This is a genomic window from Variovorax sp. CCNWLW186, from assembly GCF_037203865.1.
GTDB lineage: Bacteria > Pseudomonadota > Gammaproteobacteria > Burkholderiales > Burkholderiaceae_C > Variovorax.
This window is the reverse complement of sequence record NZ_JBBCBO010000028.1, coordinates 19,300-42,778: the sequence shown is the minus strand read 5'-3', so window position 1 is coordinate 42,778 and position 23,479 is coordinate 19,300. Positions and strand designations below refer to the sequence as shown.

General features: G+C 66.1%; 26 protein-coding genes. 17 read left to right on the top strand and 9 right to left on the bottom strand.

From position 1 onward, the window contains the following. Positions 1-28 precede the first annotated feature (28 nt). The 5 genes from V9K97_RS24500 (at position 29) to V9K97_RS24480 (ending at position 4,342) form a co-directional block, all read left to right on the top strand. Positions 29-496, top strand: coding sequence for a Spy/CpxP family protein refolding chaperone (locus V9K97_RS24500; protein ID WP_337321260.1), 468 nt, complete (start codon positions 29-31; stop codon positions 494-496). Beyond that, a complete protein-coding gene (locus V9K97_RS24495; protein ID WP_337321259.1) occupies positions 489-983 on the top strand; it encodes a DUF4260 domain-containing protein in 495 nt (164 codons plus the stop codon). The genes V9K97_RS24500 and V9K97_RS24495 overlap by 8 nt, the downstream gene beginning before the upstream one ends. 118 nt (positions 984-1,101) lie before the next feature. Beyond that, positions 1,102-1,803, top strand: coding sequence for a response regulator transcription factor (locus tag V9K97_RS24490; RefSeq protein ID WP_258508149.1), 702 nt, complete (start codon positions 1,102-1,104; stop codon positions 1,801-1,803). A gap of 38 nt (positions 1,804-1,841) precedes the next feature. After that, entirely contained in the window at positions 1,842-3,194 is a 1,353-nt protein-coding gene (locus tag V9K97_RS24485; RefSeq protein ID WP_337321257.1) for a HAMP domain-containing sensor histidine kinase, read from the top strand. A gap of 104 nt (positions 3,195-3,298) precedes the next feature. Beyond that, entirely contained in the window at positions 3,299-4,342 is a 1,044-nt protein-coding gene (locus V9K97_RS24480; protein ID WP_337321256.1) for an NADP-dependent oxidoreductase, read from the top strand. 7 nt (positions 4,343-4,349) lie between these two features. Here V9K97_RS24480 and V9K97_RS24475 read toward each other — a convergent pair whose 3' ends face one another. The 9 genes from V9K97_RS24475 to V9K97_RS24435 form a co-directional block, all read right to left on the bottom strand. Next, entirely contained in the window at positions 4,350-4,673 is a 324-nt protein-coding gene (locus V9K97_RS24475; protein WP_126749130.1) for a hypothetical protein, read from the bottom strand. Between the two features lie 73 nt (positions 4,674-4,746). Beyond that, complete coding sequence (locus V9K97_RS24470; protein WP_337298423.1) at positions 4,747-5,598, bottom strand: DMT family transporter; 852 nt, start codon at positions 5,596-5,598, stop codon at positions 4,747-4,749. 74 nt (positions 5,599-5,672) lie between these two features. Continuing rightward, positions 5,673-6,389 carry an AraC family transcriptional regulator gene (locus V9K97_RS24465; RefSeq protein ID WP_337321255.1) on the bottom strand — a complete coding sequence of 239 codons (717 nt, stop codon included), beginning with the start codon at positions 6,387-6,389 and terminating at the stop codon, positions 5,673-5,675. Between the two features lie 35 nt (positions 6,390-6,424). Next, on the bottom strand, positions 6,425-7,555 hold the full coding sequence (locus V9K97_RS24460; RefSeq protein ID WP_337321254.1) for an SLC13 family permease: 1,131 nt from the start codon (positions 7,553-7,555) through the stop codon (positions 6,425-6,427). Then, positions 7,536-9,068, bottom strand: coding sequence for a class I adenylate-forming enzyme family protein (locus V9K97_RS24455; protein WP_337321252.1), 1,533 nt, complete (start codon positions 9,066-9,068; stop codon positions 7,536-7,538). Before V9K97_RS24455 ends, V9K97_RS24460 begins: the two co-directional genes overlap by 20 nt. Positions 9,069-9,199: 131 nt before the next feature. After that, positions 9,200-10,180, bottom strand: a complete 981-nt coding sequence (gene lipA / locus V9K97_RS24450) for a lipoyl synthase (protein ID WP_337321250.1) — start codon at positions 10,178-10,180, stop codon at positions 9,200-9,202. Positions 10,181-10,187: 7 nt separating this feature from the next. Then, entirely contained in the window at positions 10,188-10,889 is a 702-nt protein-coding gene (gene lipB / locus V9K97_RS24445) for a lipoyl(octanoyl) transferase LipB (protein ID WP_258502668.1), read from the bottom strand. Between the two features lie 13 nt (positions 10,890-10,902). Continuing rightward, positions 10,903-11,208 carry a YbeD family protein gene (locus V9K97_RS24440; RefSeq protein WP_258502666.1) on the bottom strand — a complete coding sequence of 102 codons (306 nt, stop codon included), beginning with the start codon at positions 11,206-11,208 and terminating at the stop codon, positions 10,903-10,905. Further along, on the bottom strand, positions 11,205-12,110 hold the full coding sequence (locus V9K97_RS24435; RefSeq protein WP_337321247.1) for a D-amino acid aminotransferase: 906 nt from the start codon (positions 12,108-12,110) through the stop codon (positions 11,205-11,207). Before V9K97_RS24435 ends, V9K97_RS24440 begins: the two co-directional genes overlap by 4 nt. Positions 12,111-12,266: 156 nt before the next feature. Here V9K97_RS24435 and V9K97_RS24430 point away from each other — a divergent pair, with 156 nt between their 5' ends. The 12 genes from V9K97_RS24430 (at position 12,267) to V9K97_RS24375 (ending at position 23,440) form a co-directional block, all read left to right on the top strand. Beyond that, positions 12,267-12,740 carry an ATP synthase subunit I gene (locus tag V9K97_RS24430; RefSeq protein ID WP_258502660.1) on the top strand — a complete coding sequence of 158 codons (474 nt, stop codon included), beginning with the start codon at positions 12,267-12,269 and terminating at the stop codon, positions 12,738-12,740. A 25-nt stretch (positions 12,741-12,765) separates the two neighbouring features. Continuing rightward, positions 12,766-13,644: a F0F1 ATP synthase subunit A gene (gene atpB / locus V9K97_RS24425; protein ID WP_126749120.1), complete on the top strand. Its 879-nt coding sequence runs from the start codon at positions 12,766-12,768 to the stop codon at positions 13,642-13,644. A 49-nt stretch (positions 13,645-13,693) separates the two neighbouring features. Next, positions 13,694-13,951 carry a F0F1 ATP synthase subunit C gene (gene atpE, locus V9K97_RS24420; RefSeq protein WP_124958928.1) on the top strand — a complete coding sequence of 86 codons (258 nt, stop codon included), beginning with the start codon at positions 13,694-13,696 and terminating at the stop codon, positions 13,949-13,951. A 34-nt stretch (positions 13,952-13,985) separates the two neighbouring features. Further along, positions 13,986-14,456, top strand: coding sequence for a F0F1 ATP synthase subunit B (locus V9K97_RS24415; RefSeq protein ID WP_157616184.1), 471 nt, complete (start codon positions 13,986-13,988; stop codon positions 14,454-14,456). A gap of 7 nt (positions 14,457-14,463) precedes the next feature. Next, entirely contained in the window at positions 14,464-14,994 is a 531-nt protein-coding gene (locus V9K97_RS24410) for a F0F1 ATP synthase subunit delta (protein WP_126749118.1), read from the top strand. Between the two features lie 49 nt (positions 14,995-15,043). Continuing rightward, positions 15,044-16,597, top strand: a complete 1,554-nt coding sequence (gene atpA, locus V9K97_RS24405; protein WP_126749117.1) for a F0F1 ATP synthase subunit alpha — start codon at positions 15,044-15,046, stop codon at positions 16,595-16,597. Positions 16,598-16,618: 21 nt separating this feature from the next. Next, positions 16,619-17,494, top strand: coding sequence for a F0F1 ATP synthase subunit gamma (gene atpG / locus V9K97_RS24400; protein ID WP_258502655.1), 876 nt, complete (start codon positions 16,619-16,621; stop codon positions 17,492-17,494). Positions 17,495-17,542: 48 nt separating this feature from the next. Continuing rightward, positions 17,543-18,958 carry a F0F1 ATP synthase subunit beta gene (gene atpD, locus V9K97_RS24395; protein ID WP_126749115.1) on the top strand — a complete coding sequence of 472 codons (1,416 nt, stop codon included), beginning with the start codon at positions 17,543-17,545 and terminating at the stop codon, positions 18,956-18,958. Positions 18,959-19,087: 129 nt separating this feature from the next. Then, positions 19,088-19,507 (top strand): F0F1 ATP synthase subunit epsilon, encoded by a 420-nt coding sequence (locus V9K97_RS24390; protein WP_126749114.1) that lies wholly within the window; start codon positions 19,088-19,090, stop codon positions 19,505-19,507. Between the two features lie 243 nt (positions 19,508-19,750). Further along, a complete protein-coding gene (locus V9K97_RS24385; RefSeq protein WP_337315331.1) occupies positions 19,751-20,920 on the top strand; it encodes an ROK family protein in 1,170 nt (389 codons plus the stop codon). Further along, positions 20,917-22,452, top strand: coding sequence for a sugar ABC transporter ATP-binding protein (locus tag V9K97_RS24380; protein ID WP_337321246.1), 1,536 nt, complete (start codon positions 20,917-20,919; stop codon positions 22,450-22,452). The genes V9K97_RS24385 and V9K97_RS24380 overlap by 4 nt, the downstream gene beginning before the upstream one ends. Further along, positions 22,439-23,440, top strand: coding sequence for an ABC transporter permease (locus tag V9K97_RS24375; protein WP_126749150.1), 1,002 nt, complete (start codon positions 22,439-22,441; stop codon positions 23,438-23,440). The genes V9K97_RS24380 and V9K97_RS24375 overlap by 14 nt, the downstream gene beginning before the upstream one ends. Positions 23,441-23,479 lie beyond the last annotated feature (39 nt).

Sequence of the window (23,479 nt, the reverse complement as noted above, 5' to 3'; positions counted from 1 at the left end):
GGCATCCCTGGGGCCCGCAAGGAACATCATGAAACACTGGATCAAACGCACTCTCTTCGGTTTTGCCGGCCTTGCGGTCGTGGCTGGCAGCATTGCCGGCTGCGGCGGCCATCGGCACGGCTGGGGCAGCGGCGACAGCGCCGAGTTCCGCACCAAGATGGTCGAGCGTGTCGGCAGCAAGCTGGAGCTCGACGCTTCGCAAAAGCAGAAGCTCACCGTGCTGGCGGAGAAGCTGCAGGCGCAGCGCCAAGCCATGCGGGGCGCAGGCGGTGCGGGCGATCCGCGTTCGCAGTTCAAGGCGCTGTTTGCGGGCAACAAGCTCGACCAGGCCGGTGCCGCGCGGCTCGTCGACGAGAAGACCACGGCCGTACGCAACGGCAGTCCGGAAATCATCGCTGCCGCCGCTGATTTCTTCGACAGCCTGAACGCCGCGCAGCAGCAGAAGGTGCGCGACTTCATGGATCGCGGCGGCCGCCGCTGGGGCCATCGTGGCTGAACTCGATTCATCCCCGGGCTTCGCGCACTTCGTGTCGCCTCGCCAGCCCCTTTCCAGGGGGCGGCCTCTGTGGACCGGCGAAGCCGGTTCCACGCTGTCTCGCGAACAAGCGGTCTCGGGCGGTGTGCGCACCCTGCTGCGGCTCGAAGGCGCGGTCGTGCTGGCCGCGGCGGTGGCGGCCTATGCGCAGTTCGGCGTGGGTTGGGGCATGTTCGCGCTGTTGCTGCTCGCGCCCGACCTCGCGGTGCTCGGCTACCTTGCGGGCCCGCGCGCGGGCGCGGCGCTCTACAACGCGGCCCATTCGTACGCCGGCGCGGTGGCATTGCTGGTGCTCGGCGTGCTGGCCGCAATGCCCTGGGCCGTGGCCGGCGGCCTGATCTGGTGCGCGCACATCGGCCTGGACCGGGCGCTCGGCTACGGGCTCAAGTACGGCTCCGACTTTGGCGCCACGCACCTGGGCCGCATCGGGCGGGCCGATCCGTGGTGAGGCACGCACGATGGCGCGCACCACCGTTGGCAATGCAAACAGAAACGACGACAGCGGCGGTGCGATGCCCGCCGGCCTGATCGTCAGCCAATTGTTCGCCAGGAGGCACAATCCCGCCATGCCGCGCATCCTGCTGATCGACGACGACGAACACCTCGCCGCGCCGCTGACCACCTACTTCGCACGCTTTGGCTGCACGCTCGAAAGTGCCGCCCGGCCGAGCGAAGGCTTGGCCATGCTGCGAGCCGGCCACTACGACGCGGCGATCCTCGATGTGATGCTTCCCGAGATGGACGGCTTTGCGCTGTGCCGCGAGATCCGCAAGGAAAACGACATTCCCATCGTGATGCTCACCGCGCGCGGCGAGGTGATGGACCGGGTGGTCGGCCTGGAGCTCGGCGCCGACGACTACGTGCCCAAGCCCTTCGAGCCGCGCGAACTGGTGGCGCGCGTGCAGACCATCCTGCGGCGCCAGCGCAGCACGACGCCTGCTGCGCCTAACGGCAACGGCACGCAGCACCGCGTGTTCGACGGCCTGTCGATCGACCTCGACCGGCGCCAGGTGCTGCGCCATGGCGAGCGCGTCGAGCTGACCGGCACCGAATTCGAACTGCTCGCGCTGCTCGCGGCCGAGCCCGGCAAGGTGTTCAGCCGCGACGACATCCTCAACCGCCTGCGCGGCCACGAAGCCGAGCTCTACACGCGCGCGGTCGACATCGTGGTGAGCCGCCTGCGCAAGAAGCTCGAGCCGCTGGACTGCATCAAGACGCTTCGCAACGCCGGCTATGCGCTGGCCGTGGCGCGCAGCGAGCCCGCATGAGGGCTCGCCGGGGAGGCTTGCGCAACGCCTGGCGCGAAATGACTTGCCGCCGCGCCGAGCTGCGTAGGCAATGGCACGAGCAGTGGCACGAGAAGGTGCAGGGCAAGCGCCGCTGGCGCCGCTCGCTGCGCATCCGGCTCGTGATGATGTTCGTGCTGCTGGCGCTGGTCATGGCCGTGGTGTTCATGGGGGGCATGAAGAGATCCTTCTCCACCGGATGGGCCGAGGCCGCCAAGCCGATGCTGGTGGACTATGCCGACCGGCTCGTCGCCGAGATCGGCACGCCGCCCGACATTGCGCGCGCGCAGGCGCTGGTGGCCCGGCTGCCCATCACCATCCGCATCGTGGGGCCCACGGTCAACTGGGACTCCAACCCCGGCGGCAGCAACGGCCGCGGCGGCTGGATGCATGACCGCGACGAGGAGCCGTGGAACGACAAGTGGTTCATCCGCCCCACGGCCGACGGCCACCGCGTGATCTTCGGCTGGGCGCCCAAGCTCTGGAAGCTCGCGCCGCGTGCCGTGGCCTGGGCCACGCTCGGCGCGCTGCTGCTGCTTGTGGTGCTGGGCTATGCCTATGTGAGCCGCCTGTTGCGGCCACTGATCGATATCCGCGAGGGCGCGCAGCGCTTCGGCCGCGGCGAGTTCACGCAGCCCATTCCCGTGCGCCGGAACGACGACCTTGGCGACCTTGCGGAGCGCATCAACACCATGGCCGACGACATCCAGGCCATGCTCGACGCCAAGCGCGGCCTGTTGCTCGCGCTGAGTCATGAACTGCGGTCGCCGCTCACGCGCGCCCGGCTCAATGCCGAGCTGCTGCCGGCCACGCCCGAAGGAGCGGCCGAGCGCGAGGCGCTGCTGCGCGACCTGAACGAGATGCGCGACCTGATCAGCGACCTGCTCGAAAGCGAGCGCCTCGCAAGTCCGCATGTGGCGCTGCAGCGCGAGCCGGTCGACCTGGCCGTGCTGGTGCGCGAAATCGTGGCCGAAATGGCCGGCGCTCAGAACGTGCATCTCGACCTGGCGGAAGGCCTGCCGCCGCATGCCATCGACCGCATGCGCATTCGCCTGCTGGTGCGCAACCTGCTGGACAACGCCTTGCGCTACAGCACCGGTGCGCCGCGGCCGCCGTGCGTGTCGCTGCGGGCCGTGGTGGACGGCAAGGTGCAGGGCGTGGAACTCGAGGTGCGGGACTACGGACCTGGCGTCGACGAAGCACAGGTCGAGCGGCTCACCGAGCCCTTCTACCGCACCGACGGCGCGCGGGCGCGGGCCACCGGCGGCGTGGGGCTGGGCATGTACCTGTGCCGGCTGATTGCCGAGGCGCATGGCGGCACATTGACCGTGCGCAACGCGCATCCGGGCCTGCGGATCGTCGTCAGGCTGTAGTTCGCTCGCCGCATTTTTGGGGTGTCGCCTGCGCTACCAAGTGGCGCGAAGTGCGGCGCTACGATGCGCCTCCGTGCCAGCGCCCCGTCAATCCAGGAGACACCATGAGCAGCTCACTTACCAACCACCAGGTTCGCCTTGCCAAGCGCCCGGAAGGCGCGGCCACGCGCGAGAACTGGAAGTTCACGACCGAACCCGTCGGTGAGCCGGCCGAAGGCGGCGTGCTGGTCAAGACGCTGTCGCTGTCCCTCGACCCGGCCATGCGCGGCTGGCTCAACGACGCCAAGAGCTACATCGCACCCGTGGCCATCGACGAAGTGATGCGCGCCGGGGGCGTCGGCCGCGTGGTTGCCTCGAAGAACCCGCAATTCGCGGTGGGCGATGCGGTCTACGGCACGCTTGGCGTGCAGGAATACATCCTCATTCCGCAGGACCAGATCAAGCGCAACGGCCTTGTGAAGATCGACCTGAATGTCGGCACCATCACCCAATGGCTCAACGTGCTCGGCATGCCGGGCATGACCGGCTACTTCGGCCTGATGGACGTGGGCCAGCCCAAGCCGGGAGAAACCGTGGTGGTTTCCGGCGCGGCCGGCGCCGTGGGGCAGACGGTGGGCCAATTGGCCAAGATCAAGGGTTGCCGCGTGGTCGGCATTGCCGGCGGTGCCGCCAAGTGCGACTGGGTGGTGAAAGAGCTCGGCTTCGACGCCTGCATCGACTACAAGGCCGGCGCGGGTGCGGTGCGCGAAGGCCTCAAGACGCATTGCCCGAAGGGCGTCGACATCTATTTCGACAACGTGGGCGGAGAAATCCTCGACGCGGTGCTGGCGCGGCTCGCGCGCAAGGCCCGCGTGATCATCTGCGGCGCCATCAGCCAGTACAACAATGCCAACAGCATGCCGGGCGCCGGCCCCAGGAACTACCTGAGCCTGCTGGTGAACCGCGCGCGCATGGAAGGCATTGTGGTGTTCGACTATGCCGACCGCTTCCACATTGCCGTGGCGGAACTCGCCGGCTACCTGAAGGACGGCCGCATGAAGAGCAAGGAAGACGTCGTGAAGGGGCTCGACACCTTCCCCGAGTCGCTCAACAAGCTGTTTGCCGGGGAGAACTTCGGCAAGCTGGTGCTGCAGGTGGCGGAAGACTGAGCAGAGCTCAGGGCTCGCTGGGCCGCATCGGAATGTCGCCCATCGCCTCGTCTTCGCGCAGGCCCCGGGCGGCCTTCAGTGTTTCGATCGACAGGCCGTCGCCGTGCCCGGCAAAGCCCTTGGCAATGCCTTCGAGCACCGTCGAGAGACCGGTCTCGCCGTCTGCGCGGGCGTCCATGCTGATGTTGAGCACCCGGGCCGCCATTTGCCGGTAGGTGATGGCGCCCGCGCCTTGGAGCGCGGCCACCAGGTCGAGGTACAGCGCCAGGTTCAGGTCGAACACCAGCTTGGGGGTGATCTCGAAATTTTCGTTGTTGTTCTTGTTGTCCATGGGTGGGCTCCTTTTTTCCGGAGCTTCCACTCTAGCCATAAAAACGGCGCCAATCCGTCGGACGCGGACGTATTCAGCGGGCGCGTGTGCCCATCACGGCGGCCGAGATGATCAGCGCCGCGGCCAGCGCGATGCTCCAGGTGAGCGGGCGTCCCGTCACCGCCAGCAGCAGCGCGGTGGAGCCCAGCGGCGTGATGTAGCTCAGGATGCCGATCTGCCGCGCATCCCCGCGCTTGAGCGCCATGTCCCAGACGAAGAAGGCCGCACCGAGCGGGCCCAGGCCGCACAGCGCGACCAGCAGCCAGTCCTTGGCGGAGAGCACGACCGAGGCTTCGAGCAGCGCGTGGCAAGCCAGCGACAGCACGCCCGAGACCAGGCCGAACAGGCCGATGGCCGAGGTCGGAAACGCGGACACGCGCTTCGTCCACAGCGAATAGCTGGCCCAGATGAAAGCCGAGCCCAGCGCCGGCAGAAAGCCCCAGTACTGCCCCGCGGCGCCCGAGGTGGAAGCGGCGCCTTCGCGGGCGCCGAGAATCGCAATGGCGGCGCCCGCGAAGCCCAGCAAGGCGGCCACCACATGCAGCGGCCGCAGCGACATGCCTGGCAGCAGCACCGGCGCGAGCACCACCATGAAGAGCGGCCACAGGTAGTTCACCAGATTGGCTTCGACCGGCGGGGCATGCCGCAACGCGATGAACAGCAGGAAGTGAAAGCCGAACAGGCCATAGATGCCCAGCGCCAGCGTGCGCGGCGGCACGCGCCAGGCGTTGCGGTCGCGCAGCACCAGCGGCCAGCTCGGAATGCTGCCGATGATCAGAGCAAGGCCTGTGAGCAGGAAGGGCGGCAGGTGCGAAAGCGCCGTGCCCAGCGAAGCGAGCGTGGCCCAAAGCGCGATGGCGATCAGGGCGAGGAGCGTGGGAGACATCGCTCCGAGCTTAAGCGGCGCGGTCGTCGCGCAGCGCCGGTGCATCGTCGCGCGGCGACGATCTTCGGTGCGGCTTAGAAGCTGCCAAGCCTGCGCAATGCCGCGGTGAGCGCGGAGGGCGAGCGGTAGCCCGTGCGGCGCGCCGTTTCGGCCACGCCCACGCCGGCCAGCCGCAGTTCGCGCGCATGCGCGAGCCGCATCGCGCGCAGCCAGTGCATCGCGCTCATGCCTTGCTCGTCGCGGCAGCGCTGCGCGAACTGGCTCGGACTCAGGCACGCCACGCGTGCGAGATCGGCGACGCCCAGCGGCTCATGCCAGCGAGCACGGGCCCAGGCCGCGAGCGCGGTCCAGTCGATGGCGCGGCCGCGACCGTGGGCCGGCGCTGCCGCTCCCCAAGCTTCCAGCAGCAGCGCAGGGCCGTGCTGCAGGGCCAAGGCGGACGCGTGCGGATGCTGCGCACATTGCGCGAGGTACTTTGCCAAGGCATGCAGCCGCGACGCATCCACCGGTGGGCGCCCTGCGCAGCGCGCCCACTGTGGCTGGTGGGTATCCAGAATGAGGCACTGGCTGCCGCCGCGGGATTCGAAGTCGTGCCGGTCACCGGGCACCACCACGTGCGACTCGCCGGCGCCGACGCGCGCTCCGCGGCCTTCCACTTCGAGGTCGAGCACGCCCGCCAGGCCGATCAGCACCTGGAAATGGTCATGCGCGTGGCTGCCGCGCGAGTCTCCGTAGTCGCGCAGCGAAAGGTTGCCCGGTTCTGCGTGGAAGCGTGTTGCGGGCGTTTGCATGGGCCGTCGGATTGTCGTTCCGCGCACTGCAGCTGTCACCCCAGCCGCAGCAGCAGCGCAGAAGCCGCGCACACCAGCAGGAACGGAATGCTGATGCGGTGAAACTCGCGCAGGCCATGCGGCACCCGGGCGAGCCGCAGCGCGATCAGGTTGGCCAGCGAACCCAGCACGCAGCCGAAGCCGCCCACGCTCACCCCGGCGGCGAGTGCCGGCAGATCGCGCACATGGCCGTCGAGCAGGATGGCCGCCGGCACGTTGCTGATGAGCTGCGAAGCGGCAATGGCGGCAAGGTAGGCGCGCCACCCCTCGGTAATCGGCCAATGGTTCAGCAGGGCCACCACGGCGGGCAGTTCGGCCAGCTGGCGCAGGTCCACGAACATCAGCGCGATGATCGCAAGCAGCGCCCAGTCGATGCCGCGCAGCACGCGCGGATACGCGACCAGGAACACGCCGAACACCGCGCCCAGGCCCGCCAGCAGCCAATGCCGGTCGAGCGCGACGACGAAGCCGACGAACAGCACGCCCGCCAATGCCAGCAGGCGCGGCTGCACCGGCGTGGCCTCGGCCTCGGGCTTGAGCGCAATAGGTGTGCGCGGCACCAGCAGCCACACGGCCACGAAGAGCCAGAACAGCATCACCGCCACCGTGGGCCCCATCATGGCCATGAAGGCGAAGAAGCTCTCGCCCGAACGGTGCCAGAGATAGAGGTTCTGCGGATTGCCGATGGGCGTGAGCGCCGAGCCCGCATTCACCGCCAGCGCCTCCAGCACCACGAGCCGCGCGAGCGGCAGGTGCGCCTGGTTGGCGAGCACCCGCGTCAACGGCACCAGCAGGAACAGGCTCACGTCGTTGGTCACCAGCGCCGAGAGAAAGGCCGCGCTCGCGGTCAGCAGCAACGCAAGGCTGCGCTGGTTGTGCGTGCGCGCGAGCAGGCGCTGCGCGGTGGCCTGCAGCATGCCGCTTTTTTCCACCCCCTGTGTAATGGCCAGCAGCCCCGCCAGCGCGCCCACGGTCTCCCAGTCGACCAGCCGCAGCCAGTCCATGGGCGCGCGCGGGCGCATGAAGGCGAACGCCACCGCCACGGCGACCAGCACCCACAGCAGGCCGTTGCCGCCGCCCTGTTCTACCGGCGGCGCGGCCTTGGCTTCAGCGGCCGACGAGGTCACGCAACTCGCGCTTGAGCACCTTGCCGATCGCGCTGCGCGGAAGCTCGTCGATGAAATGCAGGCGCGCCAGGCGCTGCGTCTTGCCGAGCTGGTCGTTGGTCCATTGCAGCAGCGCGGCCTCGGTGGTGTCGTTACCCTCGCGGCGCACCACGAAGGCCACCGGCGTCTCGCCCCACTGCTCGGAAGGCACGCCCACCACGGCCACGTCGGCCACCGCCGCATGGCCGCGCACCACGGTTTCGAGATCGCTCGGGTAGATGTTGAAACCGCCGCTGATGATCATGTCCTTCTTGCGATCGAACAGCGTCAGGAAGCCATCGGCATCGAAGCGGCCCACGTCGCCCGTGCGGATGAAGCGCTTGCCGGTGTCGTCGAACCATTCGGCTTCGCGTGTCTTGGCGGGCTGGCGGTGGTAGCCGGTCATCATGCCGGCCGAATGCCCCACCACCTCGCCGGCCAGCTCGGTGTTGCCGCGCGGGATTTCATGGCCGTCTTCGTCGATCAGCCGGATGTCGCTGCCCTCGGCCGGGCGGCCCACGGTGTGAAGCTTGTCGGGGTTGAGGTGGGCCTCCAGGATGCAGGTGCCGCCGCCCTCGGTCATGCCGTAGAACTCGATCAGCCCGCCCGGCCAGCGCTTGAGCACGTCGGCCTTGAGTGCGGCGTTGAAGGGCGCGCTGGTGCTGAACTTGAAGCGGAACGACGAGAGGTCGTGCGCATCGAAGCGCGGATGCGCCATCAGCCGCTGGTACTGCACCGGCACCAGCATGGTGTGCGTCACGCGGCGCTGCTCGGCCAGCTGCAGATAGCCGAGCGCGTCGAACTTCGGCATCAGCACCACGCAGCCGCCGAAGGCGATGGTGGGAAAGAACACCACCAGCGTGGTGTTCGAATAAAGCGGGGTCGACAGCAGCGTGACGGTGTCCGGGCCGTACTCGTACTTGGCACCGCGCTGCACATGGGCCCAGCGCATGCCGTGGCCTTGCACGATGCCCTTGGGCTCGCCGGTGGTGCCTGAGGAATAGATGATGTTGAAGGGCCAGGAAGGCTGCGTCTCGATCGCCGTGGGCCGTGCGCCCACGGATGCCAGCCAGCTCTCCAGGCTTTGCCCGGCGGCGGAGCCGTCGAGCGCCACGCGCGGAATGCCGCCATCCTTGGCCGGGCCGACAACCTCGGCCGCCGCGGCGTCGGTGAAAAGAATGCGCGCGTCCGCGTCTTCGATCATTCGGGCCAGGCTGGCCGGCGTGGAGCCGGGCGCGAGCGGCGCAACCGCCACACCCGCGCGCAATGCACCGAGGAAGACCGCCGCGTAGTTCACCGACGAAGCCGCGCAAACCGCGATGGCGTCGCCGGGCTCGAGGCCGCCCTGCTGCAGGCTGGCCGCGATGCGGTCCATCAGTGCGTCGAGCGCGCCGTAGCTCAGCGTGTGATGGGCATCCGCCAGGGCGGGGTGGTCGGGCGTGTGTTGCGCATGGAGGCGAACCAGGTCGGCAATGGCGCCGAAATCGCGTTCCATCGCGGCTTGGATGGCGGGGTGCTTTTGCAAAATCGATCCTTCGTCTTGGCCAGACGGCAGGATAGCGAAGAAGCGCCGGACCGGGTGAGCTGCACGCGACGGACTGGTTGCCGCCGTGGCCGCATCAGTTGTTAAACCCCGGCGGCGTGGGCCTGCTGGTCCGCGTGGTAGCTGGAGCGCACCATCGCGCCAACCGCCGCATGGCTGAAGCCCATCTTGTAGGCCTCTTCCTCGAACATCTTGAAGGTGTCCGGGTGCACGTAGCGGCGCACCGGCAGGTGCGAGCCCGACGGCGACAGGTACTGGCCGATGGTCAGCATGTCGATGTCGTGGGCGCGCATGTCGCGCATCACCTGCAGGATCTCTTCGTCGGTTTCGCCCAGGCCCACCATGATGCCGCTCTTGGTCGGCACATCGGGGTGCAGCGCCTTGAACTTCTTGAGCAGGTTCAGGCTGAACTGGTAGTCGCTGCCGGGGCGCGCTTCTTTATAAAGGCGCGGCGCGGTCTCGAGGTTATGGTTCATCACGTCCGGCGGCGCGGCCTTCAAGATCTCGAGCGCGCGATCGTCGCGGCCGCGGAAGTCGGGCACGAGGATCTCGATTTGCGTCATCGGCGAGAGCTCGCGAATGTTCTTGATGCAATCGACGAAATGCTGGCTGCCGCCGTCGCGCAGGTCGTCGCGGTCGACGCTGGTGATCACCACGTACTTCAGGCGCAGCTTGGCGATGGTCTTGGCAAGGTTGAGCGGCTCGTCCTTGTCGAGCGGGTCGGGGCGGCCGTGGCCCACGTCGCAGAACGGGCAGCGGCGCGTGCACTTGTCGCCCATGATCATGAAGGTGGCCGTGCCGTTGCCGAAGCATTCGCCGATGTTCGGGCACGAGGCTTCTTCGCAGACCGTGTGCAGGTTGCTTTCGCGCAGGATCTGCTTGATTTCGTAGAACCGCGTGGTGGGGCTGCCGGCCTTCACGCGAATCCACTCGGGCTTCTTGAGCACTTCGCCCTGAACCACCTTGACGGGGATGCGCGAGAGCTTGGCCGCGGCCTTCTGCTTGGCCAGCGGGTTGTAGTTTTCGGCGCTTTGCGCGTCGCGGACGACTTCGGTGGTGCTCATTGGATTGCTAGGGCGCCAGATAGGTGGTGAGCTTCTGGCTCAGGACCCGGGCAGCGTCTTCCCATGTGGTTTGGACCCCGATTGTAGAAAGATCGACCGTTTGCAACCCTGCGTAGCCGCAAGGGTTGATTCGCGAGAAGGGTTCGAGGTCCATTTCAACGTTGAGCGCCACGCCGTGGTAGGTGGCGTGGCGGCTCACCTTGATGCCCAGCGCCGCGATCTTGCCCAGGCCCCGAAACGGGTCGGCCGCGGGCAGCGGGCCGGTCAGCGCGGCATGGGAGAACGGGTCGTCCAGCCGCACGTAGATGCCCGGCGCGCCCGCCACGCGGTGCCCCGTCACGCCGAAATGCGCCAGCGTGCGCAGCACCGATTCCTCGATGCGGTAGACGTATTCCTTCACGAAGTAGCCCGCGCGGCGCAGGTCGATGAGCGGGTAGCCCACCACCTGGCCCGGGCCGTGGAAGGTGACCTGCCCGCCCCTGTCGGTCTGCACCACCGGAATGTCGCCTGGGTTCAGGATGTGGTCCTGCTTGCCTGCGATGCCTTGCGTGAACACGGGCGCGTGCTCGCACATCCATAGCGCATCGGGCGTTTCAGCCTCGCGCTCGAGCGTGAACCGCTTCATTGCCTCGAAGGTCTCGGCATAGCCGACGCGACCCAGCCATTGCGCGGCAATGGCGGTGGCGGGTGCGTGTTCTGCGACCGTCATCAGCGCCTTGGTGTCAGAGGACGACCTTGACCGACGGATGCGTCGACAGCGCGCGATACAGGTCGTCGAGCTGCTCGCGGCTGGTGGCGGTCACGGTGATCGTCACGCCCAGGTAGTTGCCCGCCTTGCTGTCGCGCAGCTCGACCGTGGTGGCGTCGAAGGTCGGATCGAAGCGTTCCGCAATCTGCGTGATGGCATGCACGAAGCCGTCGGCCTTGACGCCCATGACCTTGATCGGGAACTGCGAGGGGTACTCGATCAGCGACTCCTTGCGCGGATCGGGAATCGGAGTGCTCGTGTCGGTGGTGCTGTCGGTCATGCGGGGGTCACTCCTTGTTTCTGTGGCTTCTCTGCGTTGCGCTGCTTGGCCTCTTGGTAAGCCGCGTACAAGGCTTGGTAGATGGGGCCGGGCCGGCCATTCCCAATGGCCTGGCCGTCGAGCGTCACCACCGGCAGCACTTCCTTGCTGGCCGACGAGAGCAGCAACTCATCGGCGCCGAACACTTCGTCGCGCGAAACGCGGCGCAGGGCAAATGGAATGCCGCGCTCGGCGCACAGGCGCTCCAGCAGGCCGTAGCGGATGCCGGTCAGCACCAGGTTGTCCTTGGGCGGACCGATGAGTTGGCCGTCCTTGACGATCCACACGTTGCTCGACGAGGCTTCGCTCAGCCATTCGCCCCTGAACATGACGGTTTCGGCCGCACCGGCTTCCACGCTGATCTGCCGCGCCAGCACCGCGCCCAGCAGGCTGGTGCTCTTGATGTGCGCCTTCTCCCAGCGAAAGTCGGCCGCGGTCACGCAGGCCACGCCCTTGGCGCGCACGGCGTCGGACATCGGCGGCAGCGGATTCACCATCACGAACACCGTCGGGCGCACGCCCTTGGTCATGGCATGATCGCGCGGCGCCACACCGCGGGTAATCTGAAAGTACACGGCCTGGGGCGCATCGCCGCCGGGTTCGGCCAGTCGCATCACGATGTCGCGCCATTGGGCGAGCGTGAGCGGATTGGCAATCTGAAGCTCGGCCAGCGAGCGATCGAGCCGCGCCATGTGTTCTTCGAAGCAGAAAGGCTGGCCGCCGTAGACAGGGACGACTTCATAGATGCCGTCGCCGAAAATGAAGCCACGGTCGAGAACGCTGATCTTCGCATCCCGAAGGGCGGTGAACTCGCCGTCGAGGTAGCAGAGCGTGGTGGGGAGAGCGGCAGTAAGAGGGTGCATGCGGGAATTATGGTTGTGTGCGCCAGGTCGGGTTCCGGTCAGCCAACGAGGCCTCGTTTTGCAAACGTGACAGTTCAGGTGGCCGGGCAGGCTGGGTTTCTACTTATAATCAATGGCTTTGTTAAATTCACGGCTGACAACGCGAGCGGCATTCCAATGACAACCAGCGCTCCTGTCTCCGAGATCGATGCTGAAGTCTCCGACTTCAAGCCGCTGACCGCCGAAGAGGCCCAGCGGCTTCGCGAGAAAAATCCCGAAATGTCGCCCTGGTGGGTGATTGGGGCCCAGGTGGCCATGGGAATTCTTGTGGCCGGAGTGGCATGGATGTGGACTCAGCGGCCGGGTGCCGCGGTGTCGGCGTTTTACGGAGCCATGGCGGTAGCGATCCCGGCGGCGTTGTTCGTGCGGGGTGTGCGGCGGGCACGGGGTGCCGTGTCGCAATCTGCTGTCATGCTGCGGTTTTTTGTGTGGGAGTTGATCAAGATCGCGTTGACCGTTGCCTTGCTGGCGGCGGCACCGTGGCTGATCGAGGGCATCAGTTGGCTGGCCTTGTTGGCCGGCGTGGTGGTCGCCATGAAAATGTACTGGGTGGCCCTGCTGGTGCGGCCCGGATTGTTGAACCGGATTTGACTGTTTAAAAAAGAGACGCTGAAAGATGGCCGCCGAAGGACACGCCCCGACCGCGAGTGAATACATCGTTCACCACCTCCAGCACTGGCAAGTTGACTGGAGCCTCAATCCCGTGGTCCAGAAGGCCATCGTCGACTTCAATGTCATCAACCTCGACTCGGTGCTCTATGCGCTGATCGTCGGTGCGCTGGGCTGCTTCGTGCTGTGGCTGGCTGCGCGCAAGGCCACGCCGGGCGTACCCGGCCGGTTCCAGGCCGCGGTCGAAATGCTCGTCGAAATGGTCGACAACCAGGCCAAGTCGAACATCCACAACGCAAAAAGCCGCAAGTTCATTGCGCCTCTGGCGCTCACCGTGTTCGTCTGGATCTTCCTCTTGAATGCCATGGACATGCTGCCGGTCGACCTGCTGCCCTCGCTGTGGGCCAAGGTCTTCGAGGCAGCCGGACACGATCCGCACCACGCCTACATGCGCGTCGTTCCCACGGCCGACCTGTCCACCACGCTGGGCCTGTCGACCTCGGTGCTGCTGCTGTGCCTGTTCTACAGCATCAAGATCAAGGGCCTGGGCGGCTGGGGTCACGAGCTCATCACTGCGCCTTTCGGTGCGCACCCGGTGCTCTGGCCGATCAACCTGCTGATGCAAGTCATCGAATACCTGGCCAAGACCGTCTCGCACGGCATGCGGTTGTTCGGCAACATGTATGCGGGTGAGCTCGTTTTCATGCTGATCGCGCTCATGGGTGGTGCGATGGCGGCTTCGTTCTCGGGAGTGATGCTGCCCATCGGGCACGTCATTGCCGGTACCGTCTGGGCGATCTTCCACATCCTGGTGATCACGCTTCAGGCATTCATTTTCATGATGCTGACCTTGATCTATCTCGGCCAGGCTCATGAAGCGCATTGAGTTTTCTTTTTTCTTTTCGTTTGCTTTCAATCTGTATTAAGGAGTCATCATGGAAAACGTTCTCGGTCTCGTCGCTCTGGCTTGTGGTTTGATCGTCGGTCTCGGCGCGATCGGTGCTTCCATCGGTATTGCACTGATGGGCGGCAAGTTCCTCGAGTCGTCGGCTCGTCAACCTGAACTCATGAACGAACTGCAAACCAAGATGTTCATCTTGGCCGGTCTGATCGACGCTGCGTTCCTGATCGGCGTGGCAATTGCCCTGCTGTTCGCTTTCGCCAACCCGTTCATCGCCGCTCTGCCGAAGTAATTTCCGTTCAACGCCACTCCAGAAAGGTGTTGCCGTGAGTATCAACGCGACCCTGTTCGTTCAGGCCATCGTCTTCCTGCTGCTTGTGCTGTTCACGATGAAATTCGTGTGGCCGCCGATCGCGAAGGCCTTGGACGAACGAGCACAAAAGATCGCTGCGGGCCTGGCGGCCGCCGAGAAGGCCAAGGCCGAACTGGCCTCCGCCAACCAGCGTGTCGAGCAGGAACTGGTGGCGTCTCGTAACGAGACCACCAATCGCCTGGCCGATGCCGAGCGCCGTGCCCAGCAGATCATCGAAGAGGCCAAGAGCCGCGCAACCGAGGAGGCCAACAAGATCGTGGCCGCCGCGCGCGAAGAGGCCAACCAGCAGTCCGTGCGTGCGCGTGAGGCGCTGCGCGAGCAGGTGGCCGCACTGGCCGTCAAGGGTGCCGAGCAGATTCTCCGCAAGGAAGTCAACGCCGGCGTTCATGCCGACTTGCTCAGCCGCCTGAAGACCGAGCTCTGAGGACGACATGGCCGAACTCGCGACCATTGCCCGTCCCTACGCCGAGGCGCTGTTCAAGGCGTGCTCCGGCGACCTCGAAGGCACGGCAGGCTGGCTCGACCAGCTGGCGTCCGTCGCCGGCAACCCGCAGCTCCTGGAGTTCGCGGCCAACCCGAAGGTGCCGCCCGAGCAGGTGTTCGAGCTGATCGCCGGGCTTTCGAAGCAGCCCTTGCCCGATGCGGGCAAGAACTTTCTGCGCGCCGTCATCGACAACGGACGGTTGGCTGCATTGCCCGAAGTGGCAATCCAGTTCCGTGCCTTGTGCAATGCGCGCAGCGGGGCTGCCGATGCCGTGATCTACAGCGCTTTTCCGATCGACGACGCGGCGCTGCAAGAGGTTGGCGCGGCGCTGGAGCGGCGCTTTGCGCGCAAGCTCACGACGCGGGTCGAACTCGACCCCTCGCTCATCGGCGGCATCCGTGCCGTGGTTGGCGACGAAGTGCTCGACACCTCGGTCAGGGCGCGCCTCGAACAAATGAAAGCGGCGCTGACCGCCTGACGGCGGCCGGCAGCCAGTTGGCCCCATTTACAGAAAGAAGGAAAGAGTCATGCAACTCAATCCCGCAGAAATTTCCGAACTGATCAAGAGCCGCATCGAGGGTCTCGGCGTCAGTGCCAACATCCGCAATGAAGGCACCGTGGTTTCGGTGACCGACGGCATCGTGCGCGTGCACGGCCTGTCCGACGCGATGCAAGGCGAAATGCTCGAATTCCCGCCGAGCGCTGACGGCACGCCGTCGTTCGGCCTGGCGCTGAACCTCGAGCGCGACTCGGTCGGCGCCGTGATCTTGGGCGAATACGAGCACATCTCCGAAGGCGACACGGTCAAGTGCACCGGCCGCATCCTGGAAGTGCCGGTCGGCCCCGAGCTCATCGGCCGCGTGGTGAACGCACTGGGCCAGCCGATCGACGGCAAGGGTCCGATCAACGCCAAGATGACCGACGTGATCGAAAAGGTCGCCCCGGGCGTGATCGCCCGCAAGTCGGTCGACCAGCCCCTGCAAACCGGCCTGAAGTCCATCGACTCGATGGTGCCGATCGGCCGCGGCCAGCGCGAGCTGATCATCGGCGACCGCCAGACCGGCAAGACGGCCGTGGCCATCGACGCGATCATTGCCCAGAAGGGCCAGGGCGTGACCTGCATCTACGTCGCGATCGGCCAGAAGGCTTCGTCGATCAAGAACGTGGTGCGCGCGCTCGAGCAAGTGGGCGCCATGGACTACACGATCGTGGTGGCCGCATCGGCCTCCGAATCGGCAGCCATGCAATACGTGTCGGCCTACTCGGGCTGCACCATGGGCGAGTACTTCCGCGATCGCGGCCAGGACGCGCTGATCGTCTATGACGACCTCTCCAAGCAAGCCGTTGCGTACCGCCAGGTGTCGCTGCTGCTGCGCCGCCCGCCAGGCCGCGAAGCCTACCCCGGCGACGTGTTCTATCTCCACAGCCGTCTGCTCGAGCGCGCCGCGCGCGTCAACGCCGACTACGTGGAAGCCTTCACCAAGGGTGAAGTCAAGGGCAAGACCGGCTCGCTCACCGCGTTGCCGATCATCGAAACGCAAGCCGGCGACGTGTCCGCTTTCGTGCCGACCAACGTGATCTCGATCACCGACGGCCAGATCTTCCTGGAAACCAACCTGTTCAACGCAGGTATCCGCCCCGCCATCAACGCCGGTATCTCGGTGTCGCGCGTGGGTTCGGCGGCCCAGACCAAGATCATCAAGGGCCTGTCGGGCGGTATCCGTACCGACCTCGCGCAGTACCGCGAGCTGGCTGCGTTCGCGCAGTTCGCCTCCGACCTGGACGAAGCCACCCGCAAGCAGCTCGACCGCGGTGCCCGCGTGACCGAACTGCTGAAGCAGGCCCAGTACAGCCCGCTGCCGATCTCGCTGATGGGTGCCACGCTGTTTGCCGTGAACAAGGGTTTCATGGACGACCTGGACATCAAGAAGGTTCTGTCCTTCGAGCACGGCCTGCACCAGTTCCTGAAGACCAGCCACGGCCCCCTGCTCGACAAGATCGAGCAAGCCAAGGCGCTCGACAAGGACGCCGAGGCCGAACTGACGAGCGCGATCACCGCGTTCAAGAAGTCGTTCGCCTGATCGACCTGACAAGGAGCCCCCATGGCAGCTGGTAAGGAAATCCGCGGCAAGATCAAATCGGTGGAAAACACCAAGAAGATCACCAAGGCCATGGAAATGGTCTCGGTCTCCAAGATGCGCAAGGCGCAGGAGCGCATGCGCGCCGCGCGCCCCTACAGCGAGAAGATTCGCAACATCGCGGCCAACCTGGGCCGTGCAAACCCCGAATACGTTCACGCGTTCATGAAGACGAACGAGGCGAAGGCCATCGGCTTCATCATCGTGACGAGCGACAAAGGTTTGTGCGGCGGCTTGAACACCAACCTGCTGCGCGCCGTGACCACCAAGCTGCGCGAAGCGCAGGCGGCCGGCACGGCCATCGAGTCGGTGGCCATCGGCAGCAAGGGCCTGGGCTTTCTGAACCGCATCGGCGCCCGCGTGGTCGCGCACGTCACCCATCTGGGCGACACGCCTCACCTGGACAAGCTCATCGGCCCGGTCAAGACGCTGCTCGACGCCTATGCCGAAGGCAAGCTGTCCGCGGTGTACCTGTGCTACACGAAGTTCATCAACACCATCAAGCAAGAGCCGATCGTCGAGCCCCTGCTTCCGCTCGCGGCCGAATCGCTGCAGGTCGGAGAGGGCCAGCACTCGTGGGACTACATCTACGAGCCCGATCCTGAAAGCGTGATCGATGAGCTGCTGGTGCGCTATGTGGAGTCGCTGGTCTACCAGGCCGTGGCCGAGAACATGGCGTCCGAGCACTCGGCCCGCATGGTTGCGATGAAGGCTGCAACCGACAACGCCGGCAATGTGATCAGCGAGCTCAAGCTGGTCTACAACAAGACCCGTCAGGCCGGCATCACCAAGGAACTCTCCGAGATCGTCTCGGGCGCGGCGGCAGCCGCGGGCGTGTAAGCCAGTTTCACGGTCGTCCCCCTACAAACAATTTTTATCGGAGCACACATGGCTCAAGCAAACGCAGTGCAAGGCAAGATCGTTCAATGTATCGGCGCTGTGGTCGACGTGGAGTTCCCGCGCGACCAGATGCCGAAGGTCTATGACGCTTTGAAGTTCGAAGGCAGCGCGCTGACCCTCGAAGTCCAGCAGCAGCTCGGCGACGGCGTGGTGCGCACCATTGCACTCGGCTCGTCCGACGGCCTGCGCCGCGGCCTGATCGTGACCAACACGGGCGCGCCCATCACCGTGCCGGTCGGCAAGGCCACGCTGGGCCGCATCATGGACGTGCTTGGCGCGCCCATCGACGAGCGCGGCCCGGTCGGCCAGGAGCTCACCGCTTCGATCCACCGCAAGGCACCCGCATACGACGAACTGTCGCCCTCGCAAGACCTGCTGGAAACCGGCATCAAGGTGATCGACCTGGTTTGCCCGTTCGCCAAGGGCGGCAAGGTGGGCCTGTTCGGCGGCGCCGGCGTGGGCAAGACCGTGAACATGATGGAACTCATCAACAACATCGCCAAGGCTCACTCGGGTCTGTCGGTGTTCGCCGGTGTGGGTGAACGCACCCGCGAAGGCAACGACTTCTATCACGAGATGGCCGACTCCGGCGTCGTGAACCTCGAGAAGCTCGAGGACTCGAAGGTGGCCATGGTCTACGGCCAGATGAACGAACCCCCGGGCAACCGCCTGCGCGTGGCCCTGACCGGCCTGACCATTGCCGAGTCGTTCCGCGACGAAGGCCGCGACGTGCTGTTCTTCGTGGACAACATCTACCGCTACACGCTGGCCGGTACCGAAGTGTCGGCACTGCTGGGCCGCATGCCGTCCGCCGTGGGCTACCAGCCGACGCTGGCCGAAGAAATGGGCCGCCTGCAAGAGCGCATTACCTCGACCAAGGTTGGCTCGATCACCTCGATCCAGGCCGTGTACGTGCCAGCCGACGACTTGACCGACCCGTCGCCCGCCACCACCTTCGCCCACCTGGACTCCACCGTGGTGCTGTCGCGCGACATCGCTTCGCTCGGTATTTACCCCGCTGTGGACCCGCTCGACTCGACCTCGCGCCAGCTCGACCCGAACGTGGTCGGCGAAGAGCACTACAACGTGGCCCGCGCCGTGCAAGGCACGCTGCAGCGCTACAAGGAACTGCGCGACATCATCGCAATTCTGGGCATGGACGAACTCGCACCGGAAGACAAGCTTGCCGTGGCCCGCGCCCGCAAGATCCAGCGCTTCCTGTCGCAGCCGTTCCACGTGGCCGAAGTGTTCACGGGCTCGCCTGGCAAGTACGTGCCGCTGGCCGAAACCATCCGCGGCTTCAAGATGATCGTGAACGGCGAAGCCGACCACCTGCCGGAACAAGCGTTCTACATGGTCGGTACGATCGACGAGGCTTTCGAGAAGGCCAAGAAGGTCGCGTAAAGCGGCGCATTCGACCGTCTGGCTTCGTTGCCGTGCTCGCCGTACTTCTGTACGGCTGCGCGCGGCGCCTCACCAGCCGGCCGACTGCTTGCTTTCCGAAGTTCTCCATAGAACGGCAAAGGAAAAAAGATGGCAAACACCATTCACGTCGACGTGGTCTCCGCAGAAGAGTCGATCTTCTCGGGCGAGGCCAAGTTCGTCGCGCTGCCCGGTGAAGCCGGCGAGCTCGGCATCTATCCGCGCCACACGCCGCTGATCACGCGCATCCGCCCGGGGGCAGTGCGCATCGAAACGGCCGACGGCGGCGAAGAGTTCGTCTTCGTGGCTGGCGGCATTCTCGAAGTGCAGCCCGACACCGTCACCGTGCTGTCCGACACCGCCATTCGCGGCAAGGACCTCGACGACGAAAAGGCCAACCAGGCCAAGGCCGCCGCCGAGGAAGCGCTCAAGAATGCCAAGAGCGACATCGACATTGCCATGGCGCAATCCGAACTCGCCGTCATGGCTGCCCAGATCGCGGCGCTTCGCAAGTACCGCCAGAAGAAGTAAATACCGCGGTAGCCCCCACAGGGCTCCGCCAGAAGAACGCCGCCTCCGGGCGGCTTTTTTTCGTCCGCAAAGTTCGACCTCCCGATGTCTTCGATCTGAATTTGGTCGAAGTTCAGCCTTGTCCGGCTGAAGACCTGCCTCTAGTATTCGCGTTCATTCACCTGCGGCGAGCCTTGGGGCAGCAGGCAACAAAGACGGAGACAACAACGCGTGACACGCTGGAGCGGCATCACTGCGGACGAAATGCGGTTGCTGGAGACCACCTTCTGGTCGGCCGGCGGCTCGCGCCATGCCATGGCCGAACAGCTCGGCTTCTCCAAGAGCAAGGCGAATGCGCTGATTGCGGGCCTCGTCGAACAAGGCCTCCTGGCCGAAGCTGGTCTCCAGCGCTCATCCGGCGGGCGGCGTGCCGAAAACCTGCAGCTGCATGCCGGCCTGGGCGTGCTGGTCGGCATCGACATTGGCGCCACCAGCCTCGACGTTGCGGTGCTGCGCCCGGACCTCACCGTGCTTGCTCAGCATGACGAACCCGCCGACGTGCGCGAAGGCCCCGCCGTGGTACTGGCCCGCGTGCGCGTGCTGATGCGCGAGCTGCTCGCACGCTGCAACAGCAGCGCCAGGAACGTGCTCGGCATTGGCATCGGTGTGCCAGGCCCCGTCAACTTCGAGATTGGGCAACTCGTGAACCCGCCGCTGATGCCCGCATGGGACAGCTTCTCGATCCGCGACTATCTGCGCGAGGACTACGCGGCGCCCGTCTTCGTCGACAACGACGTGAACCTGATGGCGCTCGGCGAGCTCTGGCGGCTCAAGCGCTCGCTCAACAACTTTCTGGTGATCAAGATCGGCACCGGTATCGGCTGCGGCATCGTCTGCCACGGCGAGGTCTACCGCGGCGCCGCCGGCTCGGCCGGCGACGTGGGCCACATCTGCGTCGACCAGGAAGGCCCGCGCTGCCACTGCGGCAATGTGGGCTGCGTGGAAGCCATGGCGGCGGGGCCGGCGATCACGCGCATGGCCGTGCAGGCGGCCGAAGCCGGCGAAAGCGCCATGCTCGCCGAATGCCTGCGGGTGCATGGCCGCATCGAGGCCGTCGACGTCGGCCAGGCGAGCCGCGCGGGCGACACGGCGGCCAACGGCATCATCCAGAACGCCGGCAACCTCATCGGCCAGATGCTGGCGTCGGTGGTGAATTTCTTCAATCCGTCGCACGTGTTCATCGGCGGCGGCATCACGCGCATCGGGCCGCTGTTTCTGGCGGCCGTGCGGCAGAGCGTCTACCAGCGCTCGCTCGCGCTCTCGACCCGGCACCTGGAGATCCAGTACACGCCGCTGGGCGTGCAGGGCGGGCTGATCGGCGCCGGCGTGCTCGCGATGCACGAAACGTTGAAAGTCCGCGGAGTGGCGCCATGACCGCAGCAGAAACCAAGGGAAGCGTTGCAGTCGAGTTTGCCGATGTGGTGAAGGCCTTCGGCCCCGTGCAGGTGCTGCACGGCGTGAGCTTTGCGCTGCAGCCGGGCCGCGTCTACGGGCTGCTCGGCGAAAACGGCGCGGGCAAGTCCACGTTGATGAAGATTCTCTCGGGCTACGAACAGCCGACCGGCGGCACGCTGCGCATCAACGGCGAGCCCCGGCACTTCGCGAGCTCGCGCGATGCGGAGGCGCTGGGCATCGTGCTGATTCACCAGGAATTCAATCTCGCCGAAGACCTGAGCGTGGCGCAGAACATCTTCCTCGGCCACGAGAAGAAAAAGGGCTGGCTGCTCGACGACACGTCGATGGAGCGTGACGCCGCAGCAGCACTCGCTGCCGTCGGACTGCAGGTCGATCCGCGCACCAAGGTGCGTCGGCTCATCGTCGCCGAGAAGCAGCTCGTCGAAATTGCCAAGGCCATCGCACGGCGCGCGCGACTGCTCATCATGGACGAGCCGACCGCCACGCTCACGCCCGGCGAGACCGAGCGGCTCTTCAAGCTCATTGCGCAGCTGCGCGCCGACGGCGTGACCATCGTCTACATCTCGCACAAGCTCGACGAAGTCGAGCAGGTGACCGACGAGGTGATCGTGATGCGCGACGGCCGTTTTGTCGCCCGCGCGCCCACGCCCGAGGTCTCGCGCCAGCAGATGGCCAACCTGATGGTGGGCCGCGAATTGGCCGACCTGTACCCGCCGCGCGATGTGGTGGTGGCCGCCGACGCGCCCGCCATGCGCGTGCGCAACTTCAGCGTGCCCGGCTGGGCGAACGACGTCGGCTTTGAAGTGCGCCCCGGAGAGATCCTCGGCTTTGCGGGCCTGGTCGGCGCGGGCCGCACCGAACTGTTCGAAGGCCTGCTGGGACTCCGGCCGGCCAGCGGCCAGGTCGAGATGCTCGGCAAGGCGGTGCCCGACCAGAAGGGCTGGCGCAATCCGCGCGACGCCGCAAAGCACGGCCTCACCTACCTGAGCGAAGACCGCAAGGGCAAGGGCCTGCACGTGAACTTCGGGCTGCGCCAGAACCTCACGCTGATGGCGCTCGAGCGCTACACCCGCCCATGGCTCCAGCCCGATGCCGAACGCGGCGCGCTGGCCGAGGCCGTGAAGGACTACGGCATTCGCACCGGCTCGCTCGACGTGCGCGCATCGTCGCTCTCGGGCGGCAACCAGCAGAAGCTCGCGCTCGCCAAGGTGCTGCAGCCCAAGCCCAAGGTGGTGGTGCTCGACGAGCCCACGCGCGGCGTGGACATCGGCGCCAAGCGCGACATCTATTTCCTGATCCAGCGACTCGCCCGTGAAGGGCTCGCGGTGATCGTCGTTTCGTCGGAACTGATGGAACTCATCGGCCTGTGCCACCGCGTGGCGGTGATGCGCGCGGGGCGCCTCGTCGCCACGCTCAACGCCGACAACCTGACTGAAGAGGAGCTCATCGCTCATGCCACCGGAACAGCAGACACCCATGCCGCAGCCTGAAGCCGCGCAGCACCGCAGCGAAAGCAAGCCGCGCTGGACCGAGCGCCTGCACGGCCTCGGCCCCGTCATCGGCCTTGTGCTGCTGTGCATCGGCGGCACGCTGCTGAACAGCGACTTTGCCACCGTCGACAACGCCATGAACGTGCTCACGCGCACGGCCTTCATCGGGATCATTGCGGTGGGCATGTGCTTCGTGATCATCTCGGGCGGCATCGACCTGTCGGTGGGCTCGATGGCGGCGCTCATCGCGGGCAGCGTGATCATGTTCATCAACTGGGCCGGGCCGGCCTCGGGTTCGCCGCTCATGGCGGTGGTGATGGGCGCGGTGCTCGCGGTGGTGCTGGGCGCGCTGTTCGGCCTGGCGCACGGCCTGCTCATCACCAAGGGGCGCATCGAGCCCTTCATCGTCACGCTGGGCACGCTCGGCATCTTTCGCGCCTACCTCACGTACTTTGCCGACGGCGGCGCGCTCACGCTCGACAACGACCTGTCGGACCTCTACGCGCCGGTGTACTACGCAAGCCTCGTTGGCATTCCGGTGCCGGTGTGGGTGTTCGTGATCGTCGCGATCATCGGCGGCGTCATATTGAACCGCACGGCCTATGGGCGTTATGTGCAGGCCATCGGCTCCAACGAACAGGTCGCGCGCTATGCGGCGGTGGACGTCGACCGCGTGAAGATCCTGACCTACGTGCTGCTGGGCGTGTGCGTGGGCATTGCCACGCTGCTGTATGTGCCGCGCCTGGGCTCGGCGTCGCCGACCACGGGGCTCCTGTGGGAGCTCGAGGCGATTGCCGCGGTCATCGTCGGCGGCACCGCGCTCAAGGGCGGTGCAGGCAGCATCACCGGCACCGTGGTGGGCGCGATCCTGCTCTCGGTCATCAGCAACATCCTCAATCTCACCAGCATCATCAGCGTGTACCTCAACGCCGCGGTGCAGGGCTTTGTGATCATCATCGTTGCGTTCCTCCAAAGAGGGCGCCGCTAGTTCGTTCCCGTTCCGCTTCACCATCAACCACAAGGAGAC